We start from the raw sequence: 24,674 nt of genomic DNA on the forward strand, positions 1-24,674 counted from the left end.
AATAATGATGAAACCAAATAAAAGGGATACAATATGCCAAATAATTTAAATTTTATGACAAAAGAAAAATTCATTTGTTACGTCAATGACATGATTGAAGGTAAAAACACAGATAAATATTCAGTAAAACCTGTAATGAAGTTGGATTCACAAGGGCGGTTTTTACTCAGCTTTGAAAATTATGATATTAAATCTAAAACTATTAAATATGAAATCCAAAAAAAAGAACAAATTATTTGTTTACAAACAAGGATTGAAAATCAAGGGAGAGTCATTAACCTTATTGAGGCTAATTCAGCTGAGTTAATGCAATATAAAGAATATTTTTATATAAGCAAAGATAAGTTTGTTTATATGTTTAAAGATCCTAAAATTATGGAGGAAATATATACTAAAAATGAAGATGAAATGAAAAAACTATTCCTTAGATGTGTCTTTGAATTAAATGAGGTAAAAAAAGATGAATATGAAAGGCATAGAACTAATTCAAATGTAAACTTATCAGAGACTGAGTACTTAGACTATAAATATAACCCTGAAAAATCTATTGTAGGGTTAACTCATAAAAATCTAAGCTCTAATTATGATCATCATATTGTTATTCAATTAGGTAGTGATGAAATTACAGCAGATGTTATTTCTGGGCTATACGTCAAACATTCGGAAAATACTACATTAGTCCAATTTGATTTGGAGAGCAAGCAAGCACGTATTTTAAAATCAGCGATTGAAGTAGGTGAAAACAAGAATATTCGTTGGACGTTTGTAGGGCATGGTTTACATGTAAAGAACACAAATAATATAGGTAGTAAAGTAACATTTGAAGGTGCGCTACCTGAAGAGTTCGCCAGTGGAGTCTCTTTTTTAAAAAATAACACATTAAAAAACTTACAGCCAAATAAAATTGTTCTATATGGTTGTAAATTGGCTCGAGGTGGCATTAATGAAAATTTTGCATTAAATACTCATTTGGCTTTAAATAGAAAAGGCATCAATATTCCAATAGTGGCTTATAATAGGTCCATTGGAGAGAGTGTGAACCATATAGGGGTAAAATCAATTAAAATTAAGGGTGAGGAATTTTCAACTAAGAATTTTAAATATGAATATAAAACACATCCTTCATCGAAAAAAACATATATAAATGGGTTTCCTGCACCATTATTTTTTATAAATGAAGTTCGACGTGGGGAATTAAAAATTTCGCAAATTTTGGAAGGTAAAAATACTAATCTACTGGCTTTTTATAAAAAAAATGGAGTGGTTAACAGTGATCTAATAAAGACATTAGCATTTAATCATAAAGCAAACGCTATTTTAGAATCAGAGCTCAAGGGGTATGAGCGCATTATTGATGAAGATTTTTACGATAGGATCTGTCACCTACTTGCCAGTGCTGGTATTGAAGAACCCCCATTATGGCGTATGGTAAATGATGAAAATATTAATAATCGAGTAAATAAAGTTGTTGATGATGGCCTGGCGACCATTATATTACGGGTAAATGGTAGTGAGAGTGGTAGGCTACAGGCAGAGAAAATAGCTTCTAACAATCCTAAAAATACCCTTATTATGCAAGTAGGTAAAGGTGTGGCTGATGGTTGTATTGAATATGGTGATATTAACAAGCTTACGGGGCTAAAGCAAAAAAAATGGGTGTTTATTACTAGCGCATTAGAGATAAATGAATCATTATTACCCCTAACTGATGTAATGGAAAAATTAAGAAAAGATTATAATTCGGATTTTAATAATTCGGTATCCTTAGTTTTAACGGATAATCCAAATGATTTAACCTCCGAAGGGGTTAAAGTTGCTTCTGAAAAGTTAAAAAATACATTAATTAATGCGGGGCTATATGAGCCAAATAAATTAACAGTAAATACTAGATGGACATTAAATGAGAAGGAGTTAAATGATAACGAAAGATTAGAAGGTTTAATATTAAAACTAATTAATAAAAAAATAGTTCCAAGCCAGATAGATATAGAAAAAGATAAGTATATAATAGGTTATTTAACCCATGATGATGGAAAACTAAATCATGAAAAAATATCAATGATTAGAATGGACCCGATAATTAATAAAAGAGTGATGAGCTATTTTAAAAGTGAGGGTAATGTTAAAGGTTTAAAAGAGTGGAATATTCTATTTCAGGATAATGAAAAATATTCTTTGGTACAACAAGCACAAGAATCAATGATATTATTAGAAGCGCTAAAATCTAACCCTGAAATTAATGTATATTTGGGTGAGTCTTCAAAAAATAGATTGAAATCACTATTTCCACGAGGGAATAAATATGATCACAAAGAATTATTATTTACGTTAAAATCTAATGATAGACTAGGGATAGTTAAAAGAAGACTTCGAGATTTAATATATCTTTACCAAGAAGATAATGAAGCATTTAATAATGGCTCGTTGAAAAAAGCATATGGGTTAATGTGTAAGTTGGAGTATGAACGAAAACTTACAGTAAATTATGTAAAGGAGATGAGTAGGGGATTGTTTTATCATGATTATGTGAAATTTAATGAATTTCATTATGAGGGTAAAAAAACATCTACATCATTATATAATGTTTATTTCAAAAATGAAAAAATGGCAGAAGATTGTTATAATATTTATGAAGAAATTAAATATAAGCATAGGCTAGGTAATGCATCTAGCCATGAAATAGAAATTTTAAAAAGTTATAATGATATCTACCAGTTAAAAAATGAGGGAATAGAGAAAATAGCTTCAACATCAAGTAATCAATCTTTTGAGACTATTTTTAATCAAATAAATAACGATTATTTAGTTTGTATTAAAAGTCCTTTATCTAAAATTATGATTAAGTGTGAATATAAAGTGGAGAGTTATACTTTTCACTTGATGGATGAATCAGGCATTGAATTAGTAATATCTGACCCTAACCTTGCCGTTGCTCGAGCTAGATTATTGAAAATAACTCAACACTATATGCAACAAGAGCTTCAACAACTTGATGGTAGGGTGATAACTAGAGGCAAACAGTTGGGTTTTTTAACTGATTCAGATGAAGGGCTAAGAGCAACAGCATTATATATTGATGCGAGCGGAGAGGGTTACCGTACGTTAGTAAAACAAAGTGAAGAGAAACTGGAAAACACGGTATATAAAAAGAACTTAGAGATCAATAGAAATGTGGCCCTTCAACTGGGAGAAGTTACAACATCGATAAAAGAATTACGCTCACTAGGGGCGATGATAGACAATGTACCTATTCACGCAAAACACGTGGAGGATAAAGGATGGGTGCAGAAAATTAAATTTAATGCTGATGTATTAGTAGAAAAATTAACCTTATCGACAGAACTAGAGGCAGACATTAAACCTCTTGAGGTGACACAACAATTAATCAAAGATAGTAATATTGAGCAAAAAATACGCTCAAATGACATGATGCAAAGTCAACAAATTGCTTTAAAGCAATTAAAAATTATTCAAAAATTAGATTTTGGAGATAAGCGTACTGTATCTAAAGGGGTTAAGTCATTACATAATGAAGGAATAAAATTACCCGCTTATGCCCGTATTGCTAATGGTGCCGGTCAAGTTACGGGGGGAGTCGGTGTTTTTATTACACTTAATGGGATTTATCAGTTGATTGATGGTTTAGATAACCCAGACCTTACGGAAGATGAACGTTCTTTAATTACCAAAAAACTGACCATGGCTTGTGCATCCGCCTGTTTTAATTATGGTGACATGATTTTGCAGCCTATTTTATTGAGATTATCATATAAACAGGCTGGGTCATTTAATTCAGGGGCTAAATTAGCCGCTCGAGTCACAATCATATTTAACTTAATTGGGATCGGATTAGACATTTATCAGGCTTATGAAGCTTTTGAGCAGTTAGACAAAATAACGGATGCAAAAGAGCGGCAAGATTTACTTGTTAACGGCTCGTTGTCTATTGCAAATATAGTTGTTGGTAGCCTGACCATCATTGGTATCATCATAGGGTCATCAACAATACCTGTTGTTGGTTTAATTGTTGGTGGTGCATTATTAATAGGTGGAATGGTTTATACAGGTATACGAGCCGTAGAGAGAATCGAAGAGGAATTAGGAAGCTCTTTAGATTGGGATGAAAAAGCTAGAGAAGGGATACGCGCGGCATTTGGTTTTTCTCCTTCTGACGATATATTAAATCGAATTAGCTATAAGCAGCATCTAGCACATTTTAAAAATGTAAATTGGCAACAGGATCTAGATAATTTTAAATCGAACAATCTTTACCAAGGGTTTGAAGAACATCTGCAATTTGTAGGTGAGCCGATACTTACAGAACATAAAAAATATTATATTTATTATCGGCCAAAATTTAGAATCATCAATAGCACTGTATTTGAAGGGGGTGATGACAACCATATTCTTAAAAACATTGCACGTGATGATACTGGCCCTCATTATACGATAGAGCAAATTAATTATATTTGTAATAATTATGATTATGATTCACACTGTAATATATGGATAAAAATCAGAAAAGGAACACGTAAAATTCATTTTTGCTGTAAGTTTAGTCTTATTAAGAAGAAGGCAGGTGTCTCTTATAAGGACATTGGTGAGAAAAAAGCTGATGACATTCTTATACTCAATACAGAATATGATAGTGATTTATTAAAAGAGTTTCTGTATCGATTTAAATTAAATGAAAAATACAAGAGTAAAAAAAAGCAACCAGTCGTTACTCAATTAAGCACATTAGCCGCCTCTGAATTAAGGTTCTTTAGGGCAAGGAATCATCATGGTAATATTTATCATCCAGACTTTGACAGTCACATACCAATTGAAATTTTAGGTGAACAAATTATTGCTGATCCAGTTCAAATTGCAAAAAAAATACTAGGTGAAGTTCCTGATATTATTTATGAAGGCATGCAAAATATTGGATTACAATATGAGGAAGAAGCTAAGCAAAAAAATATTAATTTTAATTCGGGTAATGGGACTGATATTACTATTGGTAAAAAAAATGCAAGAAATTCTTTTACTATTAGTTCCGGTACTAAGTTTTTAGCTGGTGGAAATCATGATGATGTGGCAAATTTATCACTATTATTTGATTCATCAAGTAATGAAATCAATGATTTATATTTTGATGGAAATGGTGGGAATAATACTTTAATTATTAATGACATACGAATTGGGAGTTATATCTATATAGACCTTAACTCACTTAAATCAAAAATTACCTTTTACAATAAAAAACAGAAAGATCTTGTTTTACGTAATATTAGTAATGTTTTTTTAGTAGGAAGCCGAGATTCAAAAGCGACTCTAGTGGGCAATGATGAAAGTAATACATTAGATGCTGCTTCAGCTTGTGCTTTTATTAATGCTATGGGGGGGGATGACCATTTGGTATTTGAACACGGCGTAATAAATGGTGGAGAAGGTAATGATAGCTACTTTTTACGACGTTTTGATTGGGGAAGTATCCCTGAAAATGAAGCCAAAAAAATATTTAATTTAACAGCAACGATTACGGAAACAACAAAAAGTAGAAGTCGAGTAACCTTAGGTTATTTGTTAAGTGAAATTGAAGAGGTATATGTTAGTGGTAATGATATAATAATAGTCATCTGTAGTAAATCATCAAATTTTAAAGATAAAATAGTAAGCGTCAAAGTTGAACTTAAAAATGTATATTCTAAGTATGAAGATACTAGAAGAATAAATCATCAATACCAATTACATACCAAAGATGGTTTTTTATTAAATAGTAAATTAAAAGACTTAGATGCACAGAAACCCCTTATCCTTAAAGAAGATATTTTTGACATCACCTACCAACAAGAACAAGATGCCATATATAAATACAGTAATGAAACTGTAAATATAAATGATGAAACAAATACGTTAAGTATTGGCGACCGTATATATACCCCTCGTAAATGGGGAAGTTTTAAACTTCATGGTTCTATTCGAAATTTGACTTATCAAGGGACCTCTGGTGATAACCAACTATTGATGGTGAATAGAAATAGCCGGATTATTGTTACTGAAGGCCAAGATTTTTATCAGGTAAGCCCAGAACAATATTTTCAAGGTCAGTTGGTTTTTGACTATTCGAATATAAATAAAGTAAGTGATAACATTGGTGCTACATATATTTCGCTACCTTATGAGAATGGGTTTAGGTTAAAGGTTATAGGCCAATCTATCCTATTATATAACCGATTTAATGATGTTAAGTTAGAAATTAAACTTATTAATTATTCATTAGAAAAACACGGTAGTATTCGTATTCAAGATGGAAATAATAACTATTTCCATGTGGACTTTAGTAAAAAAGAACAAGAAATTGTCTCTGCAAAAGTAATAAACTTACCGACTGAACAAGACGATTATATTGATATCCCAATGGGATATCAATTTCCTTTTCCTATTATCGATGCATCCGATGGTAATGATTTCATTAAAAATGATAATATCACTGGATGTATCGTCAATGCAGGAAAAGGTAACGACATAGTAGTCGTGACTAGTGGGGCAAATGTTCTATATGGTGGGGAGGGTGATGACCATATTTATGGTGGAGATCAAAATGATTTATTCCTTTCAGATTTAGGTAATGATATTTTAGATGGTAAAGACGGTAATGACCATTACCTTATAAATGGGGATTTAGAAGCCGGCCAAACTACAATACATGATGCTAGTGGCGAAAACCATATTCATTTATTTAATTTCCAATCAGAATACGAAGTTATCAGTGAAGATGATGTTATTTTTCATCTTTATAAGTCCAAATCAAATCTTCGGTCTGTGAAAATAAAGGTATTACCAGATAGTGATATGAATATAAACCACGCTCATCATTATGACAGCTTACCTACACACCTGCCAAATTATGCTAAAAAAGATATGGTTTCTTTAATCCGTTATTTAGCAGAACAGAGAAAATATAAAAACGACTTAAATTTAAACACTCCATGGCAGCCAATGGATGAATTTAAAGGCATGCTTAACGGGTGGAAGTCTTTACCAACTATTGATCTCAAGTCAATGGATATTCGTATTTCTGAAAACTCCACATTTAGTCAGCTTGTTGTAAAAACTAAAGGTGCAAAACAAAATATTTGGGACCGAAGCGGGTATGGGCGGGTGTTTTATGCCGAAGCGGAAGAGGGTGTCGTTTCCGTACCGGATAAAACGCCTGGAAATAATGTTATTTATGCAAGTAAAGGTAAAAATGACTTATCGGCAGGGGATGGAGATGATGTTTACATTATCAACGGGGCAAATGGTTTGCTAACAGAGTTAAAAGGGAAAAATAGCTTTCTCATTAATGGTGAAATAGAAGGTTGGAATACAATACATAGTCGCGGTGGTGATAATGCGATTCATCTGATTGGTTTTGACAAAAAACCTACCCGAGAAGAGCCTAATCATCTAAGTAATGCAACTCAGTTTATTTATCAGTCAAAATTGGGAAGGAGGGTAACAATACTTCAATATCCCAATACTAAAGCACCGGAAATTCGCCTTTATAAAAGTCTAGGTGGTCAAGATGAACTTAGTACACAACAAAAGTTGGAGTATTTAGCTAATACAATTGCAGGGATGCGTATACAAGATGAAATCAGTAGTTTTGGTCGTAAAAGTATTGCGCTAATACAAGCTGGCTGGGACCCAGTCACGCACGTTGAAAGTTATATGAGAAATGCACTGTTAGCAGCACCAATAAACTAGTACTGTATAAGTTATTACTGCTAAAAAAACATAAAGTTTTTAACTATAAATGAGTTCCCGCCCTACTAGGTGATTGAAATAGTTAAATCTTTATGTTTTTTGACATATTAGTTAGCCTAAATCATCTTTATCTACAATGTGTTGTACTAAAATAAACCTTAGATTAATGGTAAAATGTGAGCGTTGAGTAGGTGAATGTTGATTTTTACATTCGTATTTATTGCTACGATGGGAGTGCAGAATGATGAGACGTTTTATTAATCTAGAACTTCCACCAGAGCCAACAATTAATAATAACTGTGTCAGAAAACGATTAAAAAATAGTATTTGTGACAATTGTGCGACGAGTTGTCCGGTTGGTGCGGTGTCTTTTAGCCATATGGCAGCTGCAATTGATAATGAACTGTGCTTTCAATGTGGTAACTGTTTATTTTCTTGCCCTGTTGACGCTATTGAGAATATTGCTCCTCATGAACGAACCTATCAAGGTGACTTTTTGGTGGTTAACCACGATGAACCTGTCGCCAATGCAGATGAGTTAATTGTTTGGCACCGGCAATATGGCATTCGCGGCATACAGATAGCAGAGCCTTTGGTAGACAAGTGGCTGCCAACAGTTGCCTCATTGAATTTAAAGTTAAAAACGCTACAAGAACCGATTTGGCAATTACGTATTGTACAGCCGGCACAGGTGGATACCGGGCGTCGAATGATGTTATTCCGTCAAAAATTGGACGAGAAACCGTTAGATAAAGGCCAAGTAAAAACGGGGTTAAATGCAAGGAAACAATTTTACCCTGAGGATAGCTGGTTTAGAGTAGAGCTTGATACAGCAAGCTGTATTTTATGTGGTGCTTGTGCAAAAGTTTGTGATGAACATGCGATAAACATCGAAAATAACCAATTTTTAATAGATGAAAAGCGGTGTACGGGGTGTATGAGCTGCCAAGTAGTTTGTTTCCCGCAATCTATTCATGTCCACGCGCATACGGCTAAAAATAGCGAACCGATTAGTTTTAACTATTATGATGGTCAGTGCCATACTTGCCATCTACCATTTTCATCTTGGGAAGAAAATATCAATATTTGCCCCATTTGTGCGCAACATAAAAAACAAGGATGGTTATAATCACCTATATTTATGGCTCAGTTATAGAGCCATAAATAGGTACTAACCAAGCTAAACTTGGTTCTGCTTTAAATGAGTAATAATCAGAGTTGCAATTTGCGAGTTTAGAGCCGGAGGTGTTTCATGCCCCATACCCTCAATGATTTCTAATTTTGCATTCACTATATTCTCTGCGATATCCTGACCTGCAGCTAATGGGAACAAAGGGTCAATGGAACCATGAATAACTAATGTTGGTACATCTATACTTTTGATATAAGGCCGAAGATCACCCGTCATAGCCACAGCAACCATTTGCCGTTTAGTTCCTTCTGGGGAATAATTTCGAGCAAGCGCTTGCAGTACATAATCCCGATAATAATTTTCATCAAATGGGCAAATAGAGGAACTAATGCGTTGGTAAAATGCTAATTGACCGCTTAAGTACCCCTCTAAATTTTCTTTAGGGTTGGGGCTTGGGCTCATCAGCATTTGCATTACATCGGGTTCGCTTTGTGGCAGGTCGGGGTTCCCTGATGAAGACATAATTGGGCAAAGGGATAGTATACGTTGCGGGTAATTCGCAGCAACCAACTGTGCAATCATCCCCCCCATTGAGCGGCCAATTATGTGTGCTTTATCAATAGATAATAAGTCGAGTAGGCGAATTATATCCTCAGCCATATCTAATAAAGTGTAAGGAATAACAAATTGTTCCCCAGTTTGCATTTTTCCAATCAATTCACTTAAAACGATTGGTGGAAAATGTTCGATGTGGGAAGACAATCCTGAATCACGGTTATCAACACGTATAACATAAAAGCCTGCATCTGCAATTTGTTGGCAAAACGCCGAAGTCCAGCTGATATTATGGCCACCCAAACCTGGGATCAACACAACAGCAGGGTTTTTCGCTATACCAAATGAATCATAGAAAAGAGAAATTGAGGAAGGATTGGTCATTTTGTTTCCGATATTTTGAATGTTGTATTATTTATGCCGCAATTTCGCGTCCAATGCGAGTGATAAAAACAGATAAAAACTATCAACAATTAACGCTAACCTCTATGTAGGAGGAATTGGATTTTTAGGTCAATTCTGTAAGGTTATTAATTACAAGTACGTTATGATATAGGGGATAGCGCATATTTATTTGTATACTATCATTTTTAACATAATGACAATTAATATCTTTTTTCGGGTTTTATATGATTTACTTTATTTCAGATACGCACTTTTGTCACTCTAATATAATTAATCTTTGTGATCGACCTTTTCGAAGCACTAACCACATGAATGATACTTTAATTCATAACTGGAATGCTTATGTTACGGACTATGATGAGATCTACATATTGGGTGATTTTTTATATAAAGGGAACGGCAGTAATGCAAATAAAATATTACGTCGTTTAGCTGGGAAGAAATATCTCATACGGGGCAACCATGATAAATTTTTGGATGATCCAGAGTTTGATACGACCTTATTTGAATGGGTACGAAGCTACTATGAATTGGAATACCAAAAGCAAAAATTTGTGTTATTTCACTACCCAATTTTAGAATGGCAAGGTTTTTTCCGTGACGCTATTCATTTATATGGGCATGTACATAATTCAGGTAAAGACCCTGAGCAACGTAAACGCTTAGAAATATTGGGTTCACGTGCAATCAATGTGGGTGTTGATGTAAATGATTTTTACCCAATAAGCATTAAAAGTATTTTAAAAAAAGTAAATGGCTAAGGAAGCAAAACTAGCTTGCTTTCTTAGCGTATAAATACACCGAAGCTCTTGAAATCCCAAGGTGTTGAGCAACAGTCTCCATTGCTTTTTTTACATCCAGTAAGCCTTCATTTCGTAATATCTCAATTAAATTTTTCCGTTCCTCAACTTTTAAAGTACGCGCTGTGGTAGCTAACGAAGCTGCATATTGGTCAATACGGATGCGAATTGCCTCTGTGCCATTGGGTTCAATATGTTCTTTTATAGGGCTATTTCCCACTTCGATAAATTGAGACAACATACTTTGCATTCCCCTGAATAGCGTCATATCTAAATTAAGACAAAGCGCAGCGACATATTGCCCAGAATCATCCTTTATACCAATCGAGGTACTTTTTACTGGGCGTCCATCCGTAAACTGGTTGGTATAATTGGCTATGATATTTGGGAAATCAGGAGACTCTATTCTTGCAAGGCCTAACTCTGTTGTAGGTTCACCGATTTGGCGACCAGATAAATTGTTATGAATAGAGAGAATAGAATGTTCAGGTTTTTTAAGATCATGAACCACTACTTCACAAAAAGGGGCAAATGTTTCGCTTAATCCTTTTGCTATAATATCTATTTGCGCAAGTAATGAATTTTCTTTTAGGTCTGACATTATTCTCCCTTATTTATCTTGTATCGAAACCCTAATTTTAAACTATTTTTAATGTATCTAATAGGTGATAGGCAATTATGGGGTTAGGATATTAACTGAGCAAAGTGATGAATATCCACATTCCCTCCACTGACAATAATCCCCACTCGTTTACCTTGCAGTCGTTCTTTGTTAGCCAGAGCTGCTGCATAAGATAAGCAACCCGTTGGTTCAACGATAATTTTCATGCGTTCAGCATAAAACTTCATACAGTCGATTAATTGCGGGTCAGTAACGGTAAAAATATCATTGACAATATTTTTAATAATTTCAAAAGTATAATGGCCTAAATGTTGGGTTTGGGCACCATCTGCAATGGTTTTTGGGGTATCAATATGTACAATTTCACCGCGATAAAATGACTGTTGTGCATCATTACCCGCAAGTGGTTCGACACCATATATTTGGCAATCAGGGAGTAGTTGCTTTGTGGCAATAGCACAGCCTGAGAGCAAACCACCACCACCTAAGCACACAAAAAGGGCATCTAATGGCCCAACTTCGTCTATGAGTTCTTTAGCAGTAGTACCTTGGCCAGCAATAATATGTGGATGGTCATAGGGCGGGATAATGGTAAACCCATGTTGCTTAGCGAGTTGTTGGCAAAGTAGCTCGCGGTTTTCGGTATATCTATCAAAGTGTATAACTTTAGCCCCGTAGCCTTGGGTGGCAGCTACTTTGACTGCAGGGGAATCATTTGGCATTAGAATTGTTGCTGGGATATCGAGTAACTGTGCGGCCAAAGCAACACCTTGAGCATGATTACCTGATGAAAAAGCAATAACACCTGCTTTTTTTTGTTCTGGACTTAATTGTGCTAACGCATTGAATGCGCCTCTAAATTTAAATGCACCCATACGCTGGAAATTTTCACACTTAAAAAATAATTCAGCCCCAAATTGTTTATTTGCAGTGGTTGATGTTAATACAGGCGTTTTATGGGCAAAACCTAAAATACGTTGGGCGGCATCTTCAATATCTTGATAGCTTGGCAAAGTTAACTCAGTCATGATATTACCTCAATAAATTATCAAATTTTAAGCGTATACAGCGGTGGCTTCGATTTCTAATGCGGCGCCAAAGTGGAGCTCTGCAACCCCAGCAACAGCACGAGCGGGGCGGTAATTACCGATCCACTCAGCATAAATTTGGTTAAAACTATTCCAGTTATTCATATCGGTAATATAAATACGGACTTGCACCAAGTTGGCTTTAGTACAATTGACGGTATCTAGGCAGACTTGCAAATTATTGAGCACAAGCTTGGTTTGCTCGGTAAAAGATATGTTTGTGGCGGCATTACCCAAAGCATCAATAGGTAATTGCCCCGATATAAAAACAAACCCATTAGCGCTAACACAATGAGAATAATGCCCTTTAGGGGGAATTAATGTAGAGGCATTCGCATATTTAATTGATTGGTTCATATTTACCTTGTTATCTATCACAACGGTGGTCTTGCATTGGAATTTTAGTCTAATATTAGATTATATGTTTAGTCAATGTTTTCCATCTAAATAACATGAGGTCTGCGTTTAAACGTGAGCAAAGCTATTCGAGTAATGTAAAGAACATCTTTCAGTAACATGGTTAGCAAAAGCGACACTATCCGGTGTTAACGAAAGTTTTGGGGTAGTATAGCGGGCAGCAGTATTATTTTTATTAGCAGCTAATAATGAGAAGTGGTCGATATGCTATTTTCCGAAGAAGAAAACACCATTCAGATTGCCCCTGATGCTTATTTATTAAAAGGCTTTTTATTAGGGCATAGCCAAGGGTTATTGAAGGATTTGAACCTTGTACTCAAGGCGAATCCTTTAAGGCACATGAAAACACCAAGTGGTTATCACATGTCAGTTGCGATGACTAATTGTGGGGATTGGGGATGGGTAACGGATGAACAAGGTTATCGTTATAGTCAGCGTGACCCTGTCACTAATTTACCTTGGTTATCAATGCCAGCTATTTTCCGTCAGTTAGCGACTTCAGCTGCAAATAGCGTCGGTTTTGATGGGTTTAAACCTGATGCTTGCCTAGTTAATCGTTATGCTATCGGGGCAAAATTATCTTTGCACCAAGATAAAGATGAAGCCGATTATTCTCATCCAATTGTCTCTTTTTCTTTGGGGCTACCTGCGCTATTTGACTTTGGAGGGATAACAAGGGATGCCGCTAAACAAGCTATCCATTTAGAACATGGCGATGTGGTGGTTTGGGGAGGACAATCACGGTTAAATTACCATGGTATAAGGCGTATTAAAGCAGGGACTCACCCACTACTTGGCACTTATCGCTTTAATTTAACTTTTCGCCGTACCCAAAACTAGAGTCGGTTGTATTCCAACTAAAGGGGGGAAATAGGTGATAAATAGCTGCATATTTAGCTTCAGAAAATTGAAAGCTACGTAAGCAACTTGAAACGCATCCCAATAAAAATTTTGTTGAATAATTAATAAGATACACCTATAAATAGTGGCTATAAAATGGTTTTGTCCAGTATTAATAGGTGAATGAATGTATAGCTTCTTAAATGATTACAATGAAATAGCCCATCCAGCAGTGATGAAAACCCTGAATGACTTAACAGGAAAACGTTTTAAAGGTTACGGCACAGATGAAATTTGTTCTCGGGTCACTGAGCAAGTTAAAGCACGTATTGGACAACCTAATGCGGATATTCATTTTTTTAATGGCGGCACTGTTACCAATTTAACCGTGATCTCCCATGCTTTACGCCCGCACCAAGCGGTGATCGCTGTTGATAGTGGGCATGTAGCTACGCATGAAACTGGTGCGATCGAAGCAACGGGGCATAAGGTGATTACGGTGAGCTCACCATCAGGGAAATTAACGCCAACACTGGTTGCGAATGTGCTGGCTGAGCATAATGATGAACACAGTGTGCAGCCAAAATTAGTGTATATCAGTAATTCGACAGAAATAGGCACCGTTTACCGTAAACATGAGTTACTTGCATTACGTGAGATTTGCGATAAGCATGGGTTACTCCTTTTTTTAGATGGCGCACGTCTTGCATCGGGGTTAATGTCTAAAGCAAGTGATTTAACCATTGAAGATATTGCTGCAGTCACAGATGTTTTCTACATTGGCGGTACAAAAATAGGGGCTTTAACGGGGGAAATACTGGTTATTTTGAACCCAGCATTAAAATCTGATTTTCGTTATAGCATCAAGCAAAAAGGGGGGTTACAAGCTAAAGGTTGGTTATTGGCCGCACAGTTTGAGCCACTGTTTAATAATGAGCTATATTTTGAGCTTGGTCATCACCTTAATGAGATGGCATCTCAGTTAGCCTTATTTTTTGAGGAACAAGGGTTTGAGTTTTTAGCTCCCGTTGAATCAAACCAAGTTTTCGTTATTTTACCAAACAGCCTTGCTGATAATTTATTAAAGCATTACCAACTGAGCAAAATTGGTAACCCCACAACGGAAACAACGTGCGTACGGTTTTGTACGGCTTGGTCAACAACCCAGCAAGATATCGATAAATTTAAACAAGTTTTTCATACATTAAGTTAAAAATACAGTCAGTAAACCAGTCGATAACCTTATTTATTGGTTGCTCTATCCTGTTATTTTTACGTGTAACGGGCTGTTCAATGAGCTACTTTAGTTAATGTTATCGGTTGGTGTTATCTGTTGTCGATATACTATCTGAGACTTAAAAGAAGAGGCCACTGTGACTGGCCGCAACAAAATTATGATGGCGTAGACACCAATATAGAAAATAAATACGTTTATTTTTAAAACCCTGAGTATGGTGGGGTAACCTGACATAAAATAGTGATGAAATTGTCAATATTGTATCCTGTTTTCATCTGTTCTAGTTGACTCGCTTATAAATCCACACTCGTTGTTTCTATTCTCTGTTATAATCATGAGCCCTATTTTTTGACTATTCTGGATACAATAATGGTAATTTGGGTTGATGCGGATGCCTGTCCTAAAGTAATTAAGGAAATTTTATACCGTGCGGCGGATAGGGAAAATGTGCAAATAACGTTTGTTGCCAATCAGCGCTTAACAGTTCCACCATCACCGTTTTTAAAAACGTTGCAAGTTTCTGCAGGTTTTGACGTTGCGGATAATGAAATTGTCTTACGTGCACAAGTAGGCGACCTTGTTGTTACGGCGGATATACCGTTAGCCGCAGAGGTGATGGAAAAAGGAGCTTCTGCCTTGAATCCGCGAGGGGAGCGTTATAGTGAGGCGACGATCCGTGAACGCCTTAATATACGTGATTTTATGGATACCATGCGGGCAAGTGGCGTTCAAACAGGGGGGCCTGCAAGTTTAAATCAACGTGATAGGCAGCAATTTGCAAATGAGTTAGACAAATGGTTATTACACCGTAAAAAGTCATTAAGTCTATAATAGGAAATAAATTTGCTGATTTAGCTCAGAAAACATGCAAATTAAAATAGAGTTGCTAATAATCTTATGTCTATAATGGTTATCCCTAAATTTTTGAATACAAAATTATGGACCCTTTGCACAGCATTATTATCACTCTATTTTTGTTTGTCTTAACTTTTTTTAACCCTGGCGCAAACCTGTTTATTGTTGTGCAAACAACATTAAGTTCGGGTAAAAAAGCGGGGTTAACTTGTGGTTATGGTGTTGTATTGGGTAATGCGATTTATTCCGGGTTAGGTCTATTTGGTTTAGTTACCCTAATGTCTGAATTTGGTTCATTATTTTCATTGATCAAAATTCTTGGTGGTTTATACCTGTTTTACTATGCCATAACCGTTTTTAAAAATAGGACGCAGCTTAATTTATCTACAGAAAACATTGTCGAAAGCTTTCCTTCCGGTGTTTATTTCAGGCGGGGGGTGATTTCTGATTTATCTAATCCGCAAACAGTTTTGTTTTTCATGAGTATTTTCTCAACAACTATTTCACCTTCTACTCCTTTATGGACCAAGCTCGTCATTTGGTTCGGCATTATCATCGCATCATTAATATGGCGAATCATTTTATGCCAAACTTTCTCGATGACGTCAGTCAGAAGAATGTATTCACGCATTCATAAAATAGTAGGAAAAGCGGTTGGTATAGTACTAGGTACGCTAGCATCAAGGCTCATTTACCAAGGTGTAACTGAACTTGTTGTTAAAAGATAGCAGATGACAACTATACAGTTTCACCGTTTTGAGCATGGGATTTGTATGATATGGATCTAAAATCAGTGCTGAGACGTTAGCCAATATTCAACTTCTTCATAAGTTCCACGGAAAATAATCCGCTGTTGTTTTTTGCTTAATTGGTAGAGATACATAGGGTCATAATATTCATTGAGTAAAGGGCATAGCCAAGAATAGTGTGCTCGAGTGTCACCTGTGACTTTTTGTTCTGCAAGAGCAAGATCTAATAAGCGAGTTAATTCAATTGCACGCTGTGAACCTAAACGCTTACGAATAGCAAAGAGACCGTGGTGTAAATATTCGCTGTATTCTTGCCAGCCTTTTTCCTCCCCAAATACATTAAGAAATTCATGTGTCATACGGTCGAAGTATTCCTGTTTAAGGCGTTCGAGCCGTACATCAAAGGGGTCTTCAACCACCGCAATAGTAGCAGAGTCCATTTGACTTTTGAGTACACTGGGTAGGCTATTAGAACCAATTGCACGACCTTCATCCTCTAAAACCCAGCGGTTATGATGTTCTGCTTTTTTTAGTAGCATAACTGCCAAATGATTTTCAAATGTGGCTTGAGGAAATTGGGGTTGTAATGTGCGACCAAAAGACGACCCGCGATGATGAGCAATTCCTTCTAAATCAATCCCATTTGCTAAGTTATGAACAAGCGTTGTTTTGCCATTACCAGTACAGCCACCAATTAAAATTATAGGCCGTAGTGTTAATTCATTGATTGCATCAATTGCGGCTTGCCGTAATACTTTGTAGCCTCCTGCAACGAGAGGGTATTCAATACCAATGTCTTTTAACCATGATTGAACGATATGCGACCGCATTCCCCCCCTAGCACAGCAAATATAGCCACTTTTATGGCTGAGACAGGCTTCTTTCCAAGCAGCTAAGCGTGCTTCTTTTATCTCACCACTCACAAGCTGATGCCCTAATGTGAGTGCTTGATGAGACCCTTCTTGTTTATAGCAAGTGCCAACTGCTTTGCGTTCATCATCATTCATTAAAGGGATATTAATCGCACTTGGCATCGAACCTTGTTGAAATTCGATAGGAGCCCTGACATCAATTAACGTGCTGTCAGTCGCCAGTAATTGCCGAATATTTTTTGAAGAGGGAGTTAATTCCATAATAACTGTGGTATTCATTAAAGTTGCAATAAGGCTAACTATACTCCTAATCTTATCACTTGGCACTTAATGTTAAGATTAAAAAGGCTTAATAGTACTTTGGCGTATAATGATGCTATATTGATGTTGGGTATTTCAATATGAGTAAGGGGCGAGACAATGAAGATGTTAACCATCCAAGAGATGACCGAAACTCAAAAGATGCAAGTTCGTAGTAAGTTGGCGCAAGAAAGAAAAAAACTTGGCCGTGAATTAACCAACTCTGAGCAAAATAAAGTCAAAAAGCAAATCATTACCGAAATATCTATTGAAGTTGATAAGCAAGCAAAGAAACTTCGAGCACAAAAGAAAAAAGATAAATTAATACCAAGTGACCAAACTTACAGTTGGTCTTCGGCAAACCATAAAAAAGGTTATCGATAACTAATTATTAGTAAGAATAGTTAGTAGGTTATTTTATTTGTTAGTGTAGTTAAAAATAAAAAATCGCGTATTTGAGCATGAATAAATACGCGATTTTTTATTAGGTTAAAACGTTAAATATAATTCTATGAATCTAATCGAGAGACATCACAAATGATTTTTTCTTTTAACGCTTCGATTAGATATGAAGAGAAGGAGAGGGAGGTATACCCTTCATTTTTAATATTTTCAAATGCATCAATATATATCATAGGAACTTGTATTAATTTTGCCTTTTTCAAATCTTGTTTAGCAATTGGTGCAGGTTTTGAATTAATAGTAGACTCATGATTAGAGCTAAATGAAGTGCCAGTAAAGGATAATTTTGGATATGTCATGTTTATAGTCTCATATCAGGGCTATTTACCATACAACTAACGATAGTAATAGCGGTAATTGGTAGTAAAAGTAGTGTTTCGACTAAAAAACAGAATTACTCAAGTGATAATAAATAAGCAATATACAAAGCACGTTTATTATCCCGAATAGTAGTATTTAGCCGAATAAAGAGTAAAATATATTAATATTATTTAATTGTATATATTTAATCGGTAGTATTTTCATAAATAATGTAACTGAATATTTCTTATTAAATTAAAATAGATTAGGAATAATCCTAATCGGTGGGTTTTTATATACTGAATAGATAAATGGTGCATACATATTAAATATGCTTTATGTATAAGATATTAAATAAAAGTTAATAAAGATTACAAGGTGATTACGACAATTAAATTTATAATAATAAAACCATGTTGACTGAAAAATAATTTGAACTAATAATTATTGCAATGAGAGGTAGTGATAAAAGGATACAGCCAATAAACATTTAATATAAACAAAATAAAATCTTGAAAGGTAATAAATAGAGTTACTATTAATAAAGAGAGTAACTAATTTAAATAATATATAATTTATCAATGTTATTGAATTTATAAAAACATATCAAATCAATATTTGAGGAATAACTATGTTCAAAGTGTATCAACAGACTCAAAATTTAAAAATGAAACTCCTAAAAAAAGTATCCAAATACCACGAAGTAAAAAATCAGCGTGGTATGACATTACTCGAAATTATCATTGTATTAGGCATTGTCGGAACAATTGCAGCAGGTGTCGTCGTATTAGCACAACGTGCATTCGATAGCCGTGCAATCTCAGACTTAGTGAGCAATACAAACTCAATACGTATTGCAGCTAAAGAAGCTTATCAACGCGCTCCAGGTTACCCAGCAGAGGCAGGAACAGATTCTGCGAACTATACATTTGAGTCAATTAAAGACGCAAAAGAATCTACAGCAATTGTGGCACGCTTAGTTCAGTTAGGCAAAGTTTCGACAGACGAAGCGCGTAATAATATTTCTAATAACTTTATTGCGATCTCTGGAGCCATGACAGTAACGGGGCAGCCAGCAACGGGGCTGCGTGGGTTTGTTGTGGAATTAAATGGACTTAATCAAGAGCAGTGCCGTGCGGTTATTTCCCAATCAGGAAATTTATGGGATTACGTTGAAGTCGGTGTAGCAGCAGCTGGAGCAAGTAGCTTGACTGCAACACCAAAAAATCTCGCTGTAGAAATAACAGATGATTCACCTATCCTGCGCTCATTGCATGCCGATGGTAATAAAAACATTAAGCCAGATGACATCGCAACAGTTTGTGTCGATTCGCCAACTAACGCAGTTATTTTAGGTAGTCGTTAATAAATAGAGACTAATAACTCGCTAATAAAACCTCTCTTTAATTAGAGAGGTTTTGAGAAATAAAGATGAAAAAAAGTAAAATAGCAGGTTATTCATTACTTGAAGTTATTATCGTCCTTGGAATTATTGGTGTGATAATGGTTCCATTGAGCCGCTTTATTATTAATAGAATTGAAGATAACCGTCGCCAACAAATTTCAGATACAATCGTTGATGAAATGTATCGTTTTATAGACTTTGTTAATAGTGACGAACTAGAAACAATAGATGGGAACCTCAAGCGAAATCCTTTATTTCAAATAGGAAATAAAAATCCAGAATACAGTAAGCGTGTGAGTAACTATAAAATTGAAGATGAATTAACTCATGATAATTTACACTTTAATTGGGGAAATGGCATTGGAAGTGAACGTAATTACTTTACCGATGAAACTTGTCAAGGAAGCCTACTTGAATTATCACTAAAAAAAGAATTTTTGAAATGTACAATTGACCCTTTAATTAGCCAACAGCCTGTTTTATCTATAGAAAGAATTGATCTTATTGGTGACACCAAAAGAAAAACAATTGAGCGAACTGATTTTATCGCAATGTACCACCCACAAAAAGAAGAAGAAAATTTATACATTGAAAATTTATATAATAACTTTATGCAATCATTTAAAGATAAGTCCCTATATTTAATTCAAGCTGATATAGTTTTTAAAGAAAAAAAACATAATGAAAATACTAACTGGAAATTATTAAAGAAAAATGATCAAAATATCAAGTTTGGAGAATTAGCACTAAATGCTGATACTTTAAGTAATGATAATTATAATTATGGAATACGTTTTAGCTTCAATAGTAAAGCAGGGAAATATTTAAAATCCGATGGTTCTGTTAATACCGATAAATTATGTTGGAATACAAAAAATAGTCAATATGGTCCTTGTTTGACAGCAAAAGATGAGAATAAACTTGTATTAACGAGTGGCGCTCCAGATAAAAATGAAAAAATGCCTGCTTTATGTTGGGATACTCAAAATAAAGCAAAATCTGTTTGTTTAGAATTGAAAGAATTACCCGGAGACTTCAGTATAACGGATGCTCAATATTTAGATGACAGTAATTTTATACTCACCAAAGAAGATAATAAAGGCAATCAAATAGCAGGAACATTGGTCGCTAATGTAGTTATTGAAGATAGTCATTATGAAGGCTCTAAATTAGTCAAAGAATATCGTACCGTCCCTGAAGTAAGTTATCACAGTTTTACAGGCAATAATAAGAGCATGATTGTTGGTGAGAATTATGTTGGAGATGATCTCAAAGAGGATGGGGTCATTACTATACCAAGAAAGTTATGTCCGGTAGTTAATGACGTAAGGTTATGGCCAAGGTTGACAGTCGCAGTTTCATCAATGACGCCAGTTGTATTTGATGATGAAAAAAATATTTTAGATGTTGACCTCTCTCACGAGTCGAGTACAAGAATAAACAAAATAAAACACGTAGGGCTATCGGCAGGCGTCGTATTACAGGCTAGACACGGTTATGTTGTAGGTACAGCAACGACACCATTTCAACCGACTTGGATTATAAGTGCATCATTAGGTGTAAATAATCCAGAGAACGGGGATTCCAGTACTTATGTTAACCCTAAATCATTATCAATTATGGCAGTTGAATGGTGCAGTTCAATTAAAGGGGATTATTCTACTTCATATGATTAGTAATAAGGTATTCATATAATGAAATATAAAATGAGCGTGTTTATTTTATGTAGTTTAGCTTTCTCTTCTATTGCTAACTCAACAATAGGTCAACAAGGGTGGGTTAATTTAAAACCGATGAAAGAAATTAAATCGGTTTCTGATTCATCAAAAACTGAACAGCAAAATATCAATATAAAACAAATGACTGGTGATAAAAAAGAGGGTGAAGAGCAACGGGAGGTTATGAGTCATTTAATACTAAAGAAAAATGAGCTTTTAAGCCAAAGTATTGAAGAGTGGACAAAATTCAATGGCATTGATTTTATTTGGAATAGCCCAAAAGATATTGTCATTTTTAATGAGATCACAATTGATGGTACAGATAGGATACAAGTTTTAGAAAAATTAGGTAAACAACTGTCTTACCAAAAAGCAGGGTTTTATTTGAAGTTTTATGAAGAAAACAATGTTCTCGTGATTGATAATTGATAAGTAGAAAATAAAATGAAAATGTGTAAATTGGTTTATATTCTATTGCCATTACTACTTCAAGGATGTAGTAGTTTTTTTGAAGAAAAATATAATGACAAAGAATTATTTGATAGAGTAACTGACCTTCAAGATATTGATAGTAGCAAACAAGAGACATTTTTATCTCTAGGTACATCGTATTTAGGAAAAGAAGTCAGTTACGATCGTCAGCAGAAAAAAGTACTCGATAAAGAAATTAATTTGACAACTTATGCACCTGTTAACATTTATACCGTATTAGAAATGTTAGGTGAACAAATGGAAATTACCTATAAAGTTGATGCGAGTACTCCTCAAGAGTTGGCTGAGAAAGCTACGGCTGGTGAGGATATATTAAAAAACACAGTATATACTATTAATTTTAAAGGTAATCTAGACGAATTTATTGGTTATTTATCAAATTTGTATGATGTAAGTATTCAACTGAAGAAGAATAATTTACTAGAGGTTAACTTATATTCAAACTTTGCGATCAACCTTGATTATTATGGGACAGATAATAACTATGAAGCTAGTTTAGATATATCAAGTAATGAGGCAGCCTCATCTAGCGGATTAAAAGGTAAATCAACAACCTCATTTAAATCCTCGTTCTGGGCAGATGTGAAAGATATGATGGATAAATATATCTCTTCAGGGGTATATAATATATTTCAAGACTCATCTATTTTGACGTTTGTTGGAAGGCAATCAGAATACAATCATGTCAATAAGGTTCTAGAGCAATACAAACAAGCAAATAGCCGTCAATTTGTTGTTAGCTATAAAATTTATATACTCGACAAGTCAAAATCTAAAAACTTAGAAGCAGAGTTGGGTTTTTCTTACAACAGTGGTGGTACGCAAGTCGGGTTTAATCAAAGTTTGCTGACTAAGTTAACTGGAAGTCTTAATGCTAATTCAAATTTTCATGGTGGTGAAAATGCCAAATTTCGCTTAGCCGCACAACTTGACGCTGTTTATAATTTAACTGGAAGTAAAATTTTGCAAAGTGGGTCTTTTATTACTCGTAATAATATGCCAATCCCGCTAAATTTAACTAAGACTCAACATTATGTATCTGGCATGACTTCAACTAAAAATGCCAATATGGATATTACTGAGAATCAGTTAACAACCGATCAAATTGTGACAGGGAGCAGTTTTATTATTACTCCGAGAGCCTTATCTGATGGGAAAATTGAAGTTGCTAGTGGATTTACACGTAAAAATCTGATTGGCATAGAAAAATTTGATAATGTTCAACTGCCTAATTATACAACAACGGAAATGTTTAATACTTCTGTAATTAAACCGGGTGATTTACTGATCGTTGGTAAATATGATGAAAATACAGAATCTGATGGACAAAAGGCAGGTATTTTATCAGCTATCTTAAAAAGTGAAGATGCGAATTCAACTATTATTATGATTGTAGGGATAGACAATTACTTTTCAATTAATGAGTAAGCCATGACATTAGCAGAGTTACTAAAAAATAAGCTGACTATTGGTGGTATATGGATTGATTCGAGCCAAACAGAAGAGCATCGGCATCGATTTTGGCTTGAGTCAACCAAAAAAAAATGTAGGAAAATTAGGTATAAAACTCGTAATGGTATGAAGGAAGTGTTATTTCCTAAGCAAGTGAAATTACACGAAATATTAGCTTTATATATTAAAGAACTTTATGGCGATGGCATGTTTTATGCTCCTATAGTTGAGGGTGATATTACACATTATTATTTAATATGCATTAAAGATGATTGTGTAATCTCTCCAATCGATACAATCATAACGGAGGGAATGCTCTCCTATATTTTGAGTCAAAAAGATACATCAATATATGGCTCTTTAGATGTGACGGTTATTAATGATGATATATTTGATGCAATTTATGAAGAGTATTTGAATCAGGAAAAAAAGTATCGTAATACAATCATTAAAGTTTCAGCGGCAATTGCTTGTGGTATAAGCATATTCACAATCATTATTTATATTCTATCCTTATATTAGGGTTATTAGTATGAAAGATATTCTTTCTGGCTGGCGTGAGCATGGCTTATTGAAAAGTAAGTATATGCTAATCATTAGTATTGTAATAGTATTAATTATCACCATTTCTGGTGTAATGTATTATTTACATTATAAAAAAACAGAAAAAGAGGCATTAGAAAAACAACAGCAGCAGTTAGTTCTCAATGATAAAAAGAAAATTACAAATTTTTATTTATCTCAGTTTCATGGGTATCAAGCTGATGATCTTATCATTATATTAAAACAAATTTTACTCAGTAGTTATGCATTTACAGCAAGTGGCTTCAATGAGGATATGTTTACTTGTAATGAAGATAACTGTCAATTTTCATACAAATTAAAGCCTGGTGCTATTTTTAATGTTCAAGATAAATTTTTTTTCAATGAACGCTACGAAGGGATTATTAGCCCAGATAGCTTGGATTTTTCTAATTTACAATTGAAATATACTGATAATAGATTGGAAAATAAAATAACTTCTCCTGAGGCAAAATTGCATGTACCTACTTGCAATGATTATATAAACTATGTTTATGCGTACAATTCATCAAAAGATAACGAGAAAAAAAAGATAAAATTAAATGAATTACCATCTTCCTCTTGTCCACTCCCCTTTAATTGAGACACGTTAAATTAGAGTTTTCTAACTGTTGACGATAGGCCTCCGGTGGGAGGTGATTTAAACTTTCATGGGTT

The 24,674-nt window shown here is 34.6% G+C and carries 20 protein-coding genes; 14 read left to right on the forward strand and 6 right to left on the reverse strand.

Annotated elements, in window-relative coordinates; translation table 11 throughout:
• Nucleotides 1-33 precede the first annotated feature (33 nt).
• Entirely contained in the window at nucleotides 34-7,734 is a 7,701-nt protein-coding gene (locus ACPEH5_RS03640) for a C80 family cysteine peptidase (RefSeq protein WP_423727016.1), read from the forward strand.
• A 244-nt stretch (nucleotides 7,735-7,978) separates the two neighbouring features.
• Nucleotides 7,979-8,863 carry an ATP-binding protein gene (locus ACPEH5_RS03645; RefSeq protein ID WP_071548846.1) on the forward strand — a complete coding sequence of 295 codons (885 nt, stop codon included), beginning with the start codon at nucleotides 7,979-7,981 and terminating at the stop codon, nucleotides 8,861-8,863.
• 51 nt (nucleotides 8,864-8,914) lie between these two features.
• Here ACPEH5_RS03645 and ACPEH5_RS03650 read toward each other — a convergent pair whose 3' ends face one another.
• Nucleotides 8,915-9,805 carry an alpha/beta fold hydrolase gene (locus ACPEH5_RS03650; RefSeq protein ID WP_129465913.1) on the reverse strand — a complete coding sequence of 297 codons (891 nt, stop codon included), beginning with the start codon at nucleotides 9,803-9,805 and terminating at the stop codon, nucleotides 8,915-8,917.
• A gap of 245 nt (nucleotides 9,806-10,050) precedes the next feature.
• Between ACPEH5_RS03650 and ACPEH5_RS03655 the strand changes: the two genes are divergently transcribed.
• Nucleotides 10,051-10,587 carry a metallophosphoesterase gene (locus ACPEH5_RS03655; protein ID WP_281111439.1) on the forward strand — a complete coding sequence of 179 codons (537 nt, stop codon included), beginning with the start codon at nucleotides 10,051-10,053 and terminating at the stop codon, nucleotides 10,585-10,587.
• 10 nt (nucleotides 10,588-10,597) lie between these two features.
• Here ACPEH5_RS03655 and ACPEH5_RS03660 read toward each other — a convergent pair whose 3' ends face one another.
• The 3 genes from ACPEH5_RS03660 to ACPEH5_RS03670 all read right to left on the reverse strand — a co-directional run bounded on the left by ACPEH5_RS03660 (nucleotide 10,598) and on the right by ACPEH5_RS03670 (nucleotide 12,693).
• The gene (locus tag ACPEH5_RS03660) at nucleotides 10,598-11,227 is read right to left on the reverse strand and encodes a helix-turn-helix transcriptional regulator (RefSeq protein WP_129465915.1); all 630 of its coding nucleotides are present in this window, start codon (nucleotides 11,225-11,227) and stop codon (nucleotides 10,598-10,600) included.
• A gap of 83 nt (nucleotides 11,228-11,310) precedes the next feature.
• Entirely contained in the window at nucleotides 11,311-12,276 is a 966-nt protein-coding gene (locus tag ACPEH5_RS03665; protein WP_071548092.1) for a threo-3-hydroxy-L-aspartate ammonia-lyase, read from the reverse strand.
• Nucleotides 12,277-12,303: 27 nt separating this feature from the next.
• Nucleotides 12,304-12,693, reverse strand: coding sequence for a RidA family protein (locus ACPEH5_RS03670; RefSeq protein WP_129465916.1), 390 nt, complete (start codon nucleotides 12,691-12,693; stop codon nucleotides 12,304-12,306).
• 264 nt (nucleotides 12,694-12,957) lie between these two features.
• On the opposite strand from ACPEH5_RS03670, the gene alkB reads away from it, so the two are divergent.
• The 4 genes from alkB (at nucleotide 12,958) to ACPEH5_RS03690 (ending at nucleotide 16,413) form a co-directional block, all read left to right on the forward strand.
• Complete coding sequence (gene alkB / locus ACPEH5_RS03675) at nucleotides 12,958-13,593, forward strand: DNA oxidative demethylase AlkB (protein ID WP_281111438.1); 636 nt, start codon at nucleotides 12,958-12,960, stop codon at nucleotides 13,591-13,593.
• A 187-nt stretch (nucleotides 13,594-13,780) separates the two neighbouring features.
• Entirely contained in the window at nucleotides 13,781-14,806 is a 1,026-nt protein-coding gene (locus ACPEH5_RS03680; protein ID WP_129465917.1) for a threonine aldolase family protein, read from the forward strand.
• Nucleotides 14,807-15,199: 393 nt separating this feature from the next.
• Nucleotides 15,200-15,661 carry a YaiI/YqxD family protein gene (locus ACPEH5_RS03685; RefSeq protein ID WP_042843771.1) on the forward strand — a complete coding sequence of 154 codons (462 nt, stop codon included), beginning with the start codon at nucleotides 15,200-15,202 and terminating at the stop codon, nucleotides 15,659-15,661.
• Nucleotides 15,662-15,768: 107 nt separating this feature from the next.
• Nucleotides 15,769-16,413: a LysE family transporter gene (locus tag ACPEH5_RS03690; protein WP_129465918.1), complete on the forward strand. Its 645-nt coding sequence runs from the start codon at nucleotides 15,769-15,771 to the stop codon at nucleotides 16,411-16,413.
• 62 nt (nucleotides 16,414-16,475) lie between these two features.
• Here the strand turns inward: ACPEH5_RS03690 and mnmH are convergent, their stop codons facing one another.
• Nucleotides 16,476-17,567, reverse strand: a complete 1,092-nt coding sequence (gene mnmH, locus ACPEH5_RS03695) for a tRNA 2-selenouridine(34) synthase MnmH (protein WP_206226930.1) — start codon at nucleotides 17,565-17,567, stop codon at nucleotides 16,476-16,478.
• A 159-nt stretch (nucleotides 17,568-17,726) separates the two neighbouring features.
• Here mnmH and ACPEH5_RS03700 point away from each other — a divergent pair, with 159 nt between their 5' ends.
• A complete protein-coding gene (locus tag ACPEH5_RS03700; RefSeq protein ID WP_042843769.1) occupies nucleotides 17,727-17,990 on the forward strand; it encodes a DUF3811 domain-containing protein in 264 nt (87 codons plus the stop codon).
• A gap of 125 nt (nucleotides 17,991-18,115) precedes the next feature.
• Here the strand turns inward: ACPEH5_RS03700 and ACPEH5_RS03705 are convergent, their stop codons facing one another.
• Nucleotides 18,116-18,367, reverse strand: a complete 252-nt coding sequence (locus ACPEH5_RS03705) for a hypothetical protein (protein WP_042843768.1) — start codon at nucleotides 18,365-18,367, stop codon at nucleotides 18,116-18,118.
• Between the two features lie 632 nt (nucleotides 18,368-18,999).
• Between ACPEH5_RS03705 and ACPEH5_RS03710 the strand changes: the two genes are divergently transcribed.
• From ACPEH5_RS03710 to ACPEH5_RS03735, 6 genes are all read left to right on the forward strand, one after another.
• Nucleotides 19,000-19,734 (forward strand): type IV pilus major pilin, encoded by a 735-nt coding sequence (locus tag ACPEH5_RS03710; protein ID WP_042843767.1) that lies wholly within the window; start codon nucleotides 19,000-19,002, stop codon nucleotides 19,732-19,734.
• Nucleotides 19,735-19,799: 65 nt separating this feature from the next.
• Nucleotides 19,800-21,449: a prepilin-type N-terminal cleavage/methylation domain-containing protein gene (locus ACPEH5_RS03715; RefSeq protein WP_281111437.1), complete on the forward strand. Its 1,650-nt coding sequence runs from the start codon at nucleotides 19,800-19,802 to the stop codon at nucleotides 21,447-21,449.
• An 18-nt stretch (nucleotides 21,450-21,467) separates the two neighbouring features.
• Entirely contained in the window at nucleotides 21,468-21,920 is a 453-nt protein-coding gene (locus tag ACPEH5_RS03720) for a TcpQ domain-containing protein (RefSeq protein WP_210847286.1), read from the forward strand.
• Between the two features lie 15 nt (nucleotides 21,921-21,935).
• Nucleotides 21,936-23,411 (forward strand): hypothetical protein, encoded by a 1,476-nt coding sequence (locus ACPEH5_RS03725; protein WP_042843765.1) that lies wholly within the window; start codon nucleotides 21,936-21,938, stop codon nucleotides 23,409-23,411.
• A gap of 3 nt (nucleotides 23,412-23,414) precedes the next feature.
• A complete protein-coding gene (locus ACPEH5_RS03730; protein WP_071548096.1) occupies nucleotides 23,415-23,957 on the forward strand; it encodes a hypothetical protein in 543 nt (180 codons plus the stop codon).
• A 10-nt stretch (nucleotides 23,958-23,967) separates the two neighbouring features.
• Nucleotides 23,968-24,600: a hypothetical protein gene (locus ACPEH5_RS03735; RefSeq protein WP_281111436.1), complete on the forward strand. Its 633-nt coding sequence runs from the start codon at nucleotides 23,968-23,970 to the stop codon at nucleotides 24,598-24,600.
• Nucleotides 24,601-24,674 lie beyond the last annotated feature (74 nt).

The organism is Providencia sp. NPDC089933, from assembly GCF_049545585.1.
Lineage (GTDB): Bacteria > Pseudomonadota > Gammaproteobacteria > Enterobacterales > Enterobacteriaceae > Providencia > Providencia huashanensis.

Coding starts and splice junctions, on each gene's coding strand:
- ACPEH5_RS03640 (WP_423727016.1), top strand. CDS start 34: ATGCCAAATAATTTAAATTTTATGACAAAAGAAAAATTCATTTGTTAC.
- ACPEH5_RS03645 (WP_071548846.1), top strand. CDS start 7,979: ATGAGACGTTTTATTAATCTAGAACTTCCACCAGAGCCAACAATTAAT.
- ACPEH5_RS03650 (WP_129465913.1), bottom strand. CDS start 9,805: ATGACCAATCCTTCCTCAATTTCTCTTTTCTATGATTCATTTGGTATA.
- ACPEH5_RS03655 (WP_281111439.1), top strand. CDS start 10,051: ATGATTTACTTTATTTCAGATACGCACTTTTGTCACTCTAATATAATT.
- ACPEH5_RS03660 (WP_129465915.1), bottom strand. CDS start 11,227: ATGTCAGACCTAAAAGAAAATTCATTACTTGCGCAAATAGATATTATA.
- ACPEH5_RS03665 (WP_071548092.1), bottom strand. CDS start 12,276: ATGACTGAGTTAACTTTGCCAAGCTATCAAGATATTGAAGATGCCGCC.
- ACPEH5_RS03670 (WP_129465916.1), bottom strand. CDS start 12,693: ATGAACCAATCAATTAAATATGCGAATGCCTCTACATTAATTCCCCCT.
- alkB (WP_281111438.1), top strand. CDS start 12,958: ATGCTATTTTCCGAAGAAGAAAACACCATTCAGATTGCCCCTGATGCT.
- ACPEH5_RS03680 (WP_129465917.1), top strand. CDS start 13,781: ATGTATAGCTTCTTAAATGATTACAATGAAATAGCCCATCCAGCAGTG.
- ACPEH5_RS03685 (WP_042843771.1), top strand. CDS start 15,200: ATGGTAATTTGGGTTGATGCGGATGCCTGTCCTAAAGTAATTAAGGAA.
- ACPEH5_RS03690 (WP_129465918.1), top strand. CDS start 15,769: ATGGACCCTTTGCACAGCATTATTATCACTCTATTTTTGTTTGTCTTA.
- mnmH (WP_206226930.1), bottom strand. CDS start 17,567: ATGGAATTAACTCCCTCTTCAAAAAATATTCGGCAATTACTGGCGACT.
- ACPEH5_RS03700 (WP_042843769.1), top strand. CDS start 17,727: ATGAAGATGTTAACCATCCAAGAGATGACCGAAACTCAAAAGATGCAA.
- ACPEH5_RS03705 (WP_042843768.1), bottom strand. CDS start 18,367: ATGACATATCCAAAATTATCCTTTACTGGCACTTCATTTAGCTCTAAT.
- ACPEH5_RS03710 (WP_042843767.1), top strand. CDS start 19,000: ATGTTCAAAGTGTATCAACAGACTCAAAATTTAAAAATGAAACTCCTA.
- ACPEH5_RS03715 (WP_281111437.1), top strand. CDS start 19,800: ATGAAAAAAAGTAAAATAGCAGGTTATTCATTACTTGAAGTTATTATC.
- ACPEH5_RS03720 (WP_210847286.1), top strand. CDS start 21,468: ATGAAATATAAAATGAGCGTGTTTATTTTATGTAGTTTAGCTTTCTCT.
- ACPEH5_RS03725 (WP_042843765.1), top strand. CDS start 21,936: ATGAAAATGTGTAAATTGGTTTATATTCTATTGCCATTACTACTTCAA.
- ACPEH5_RS03730 (WP_071548096.1), top strand. CDS start 23,415: ATGACATTAGCAGAGTTACTAAAAAATAAGCTGACTATTGGTGGTATA.
- ACPEH5_RS03735 (WP_281111436.1), top strand. CDS start 23,968: ATGAAAGATATTCTTTCTGGCTGGCGTGAGCATGGCTTATTGAAAAGT.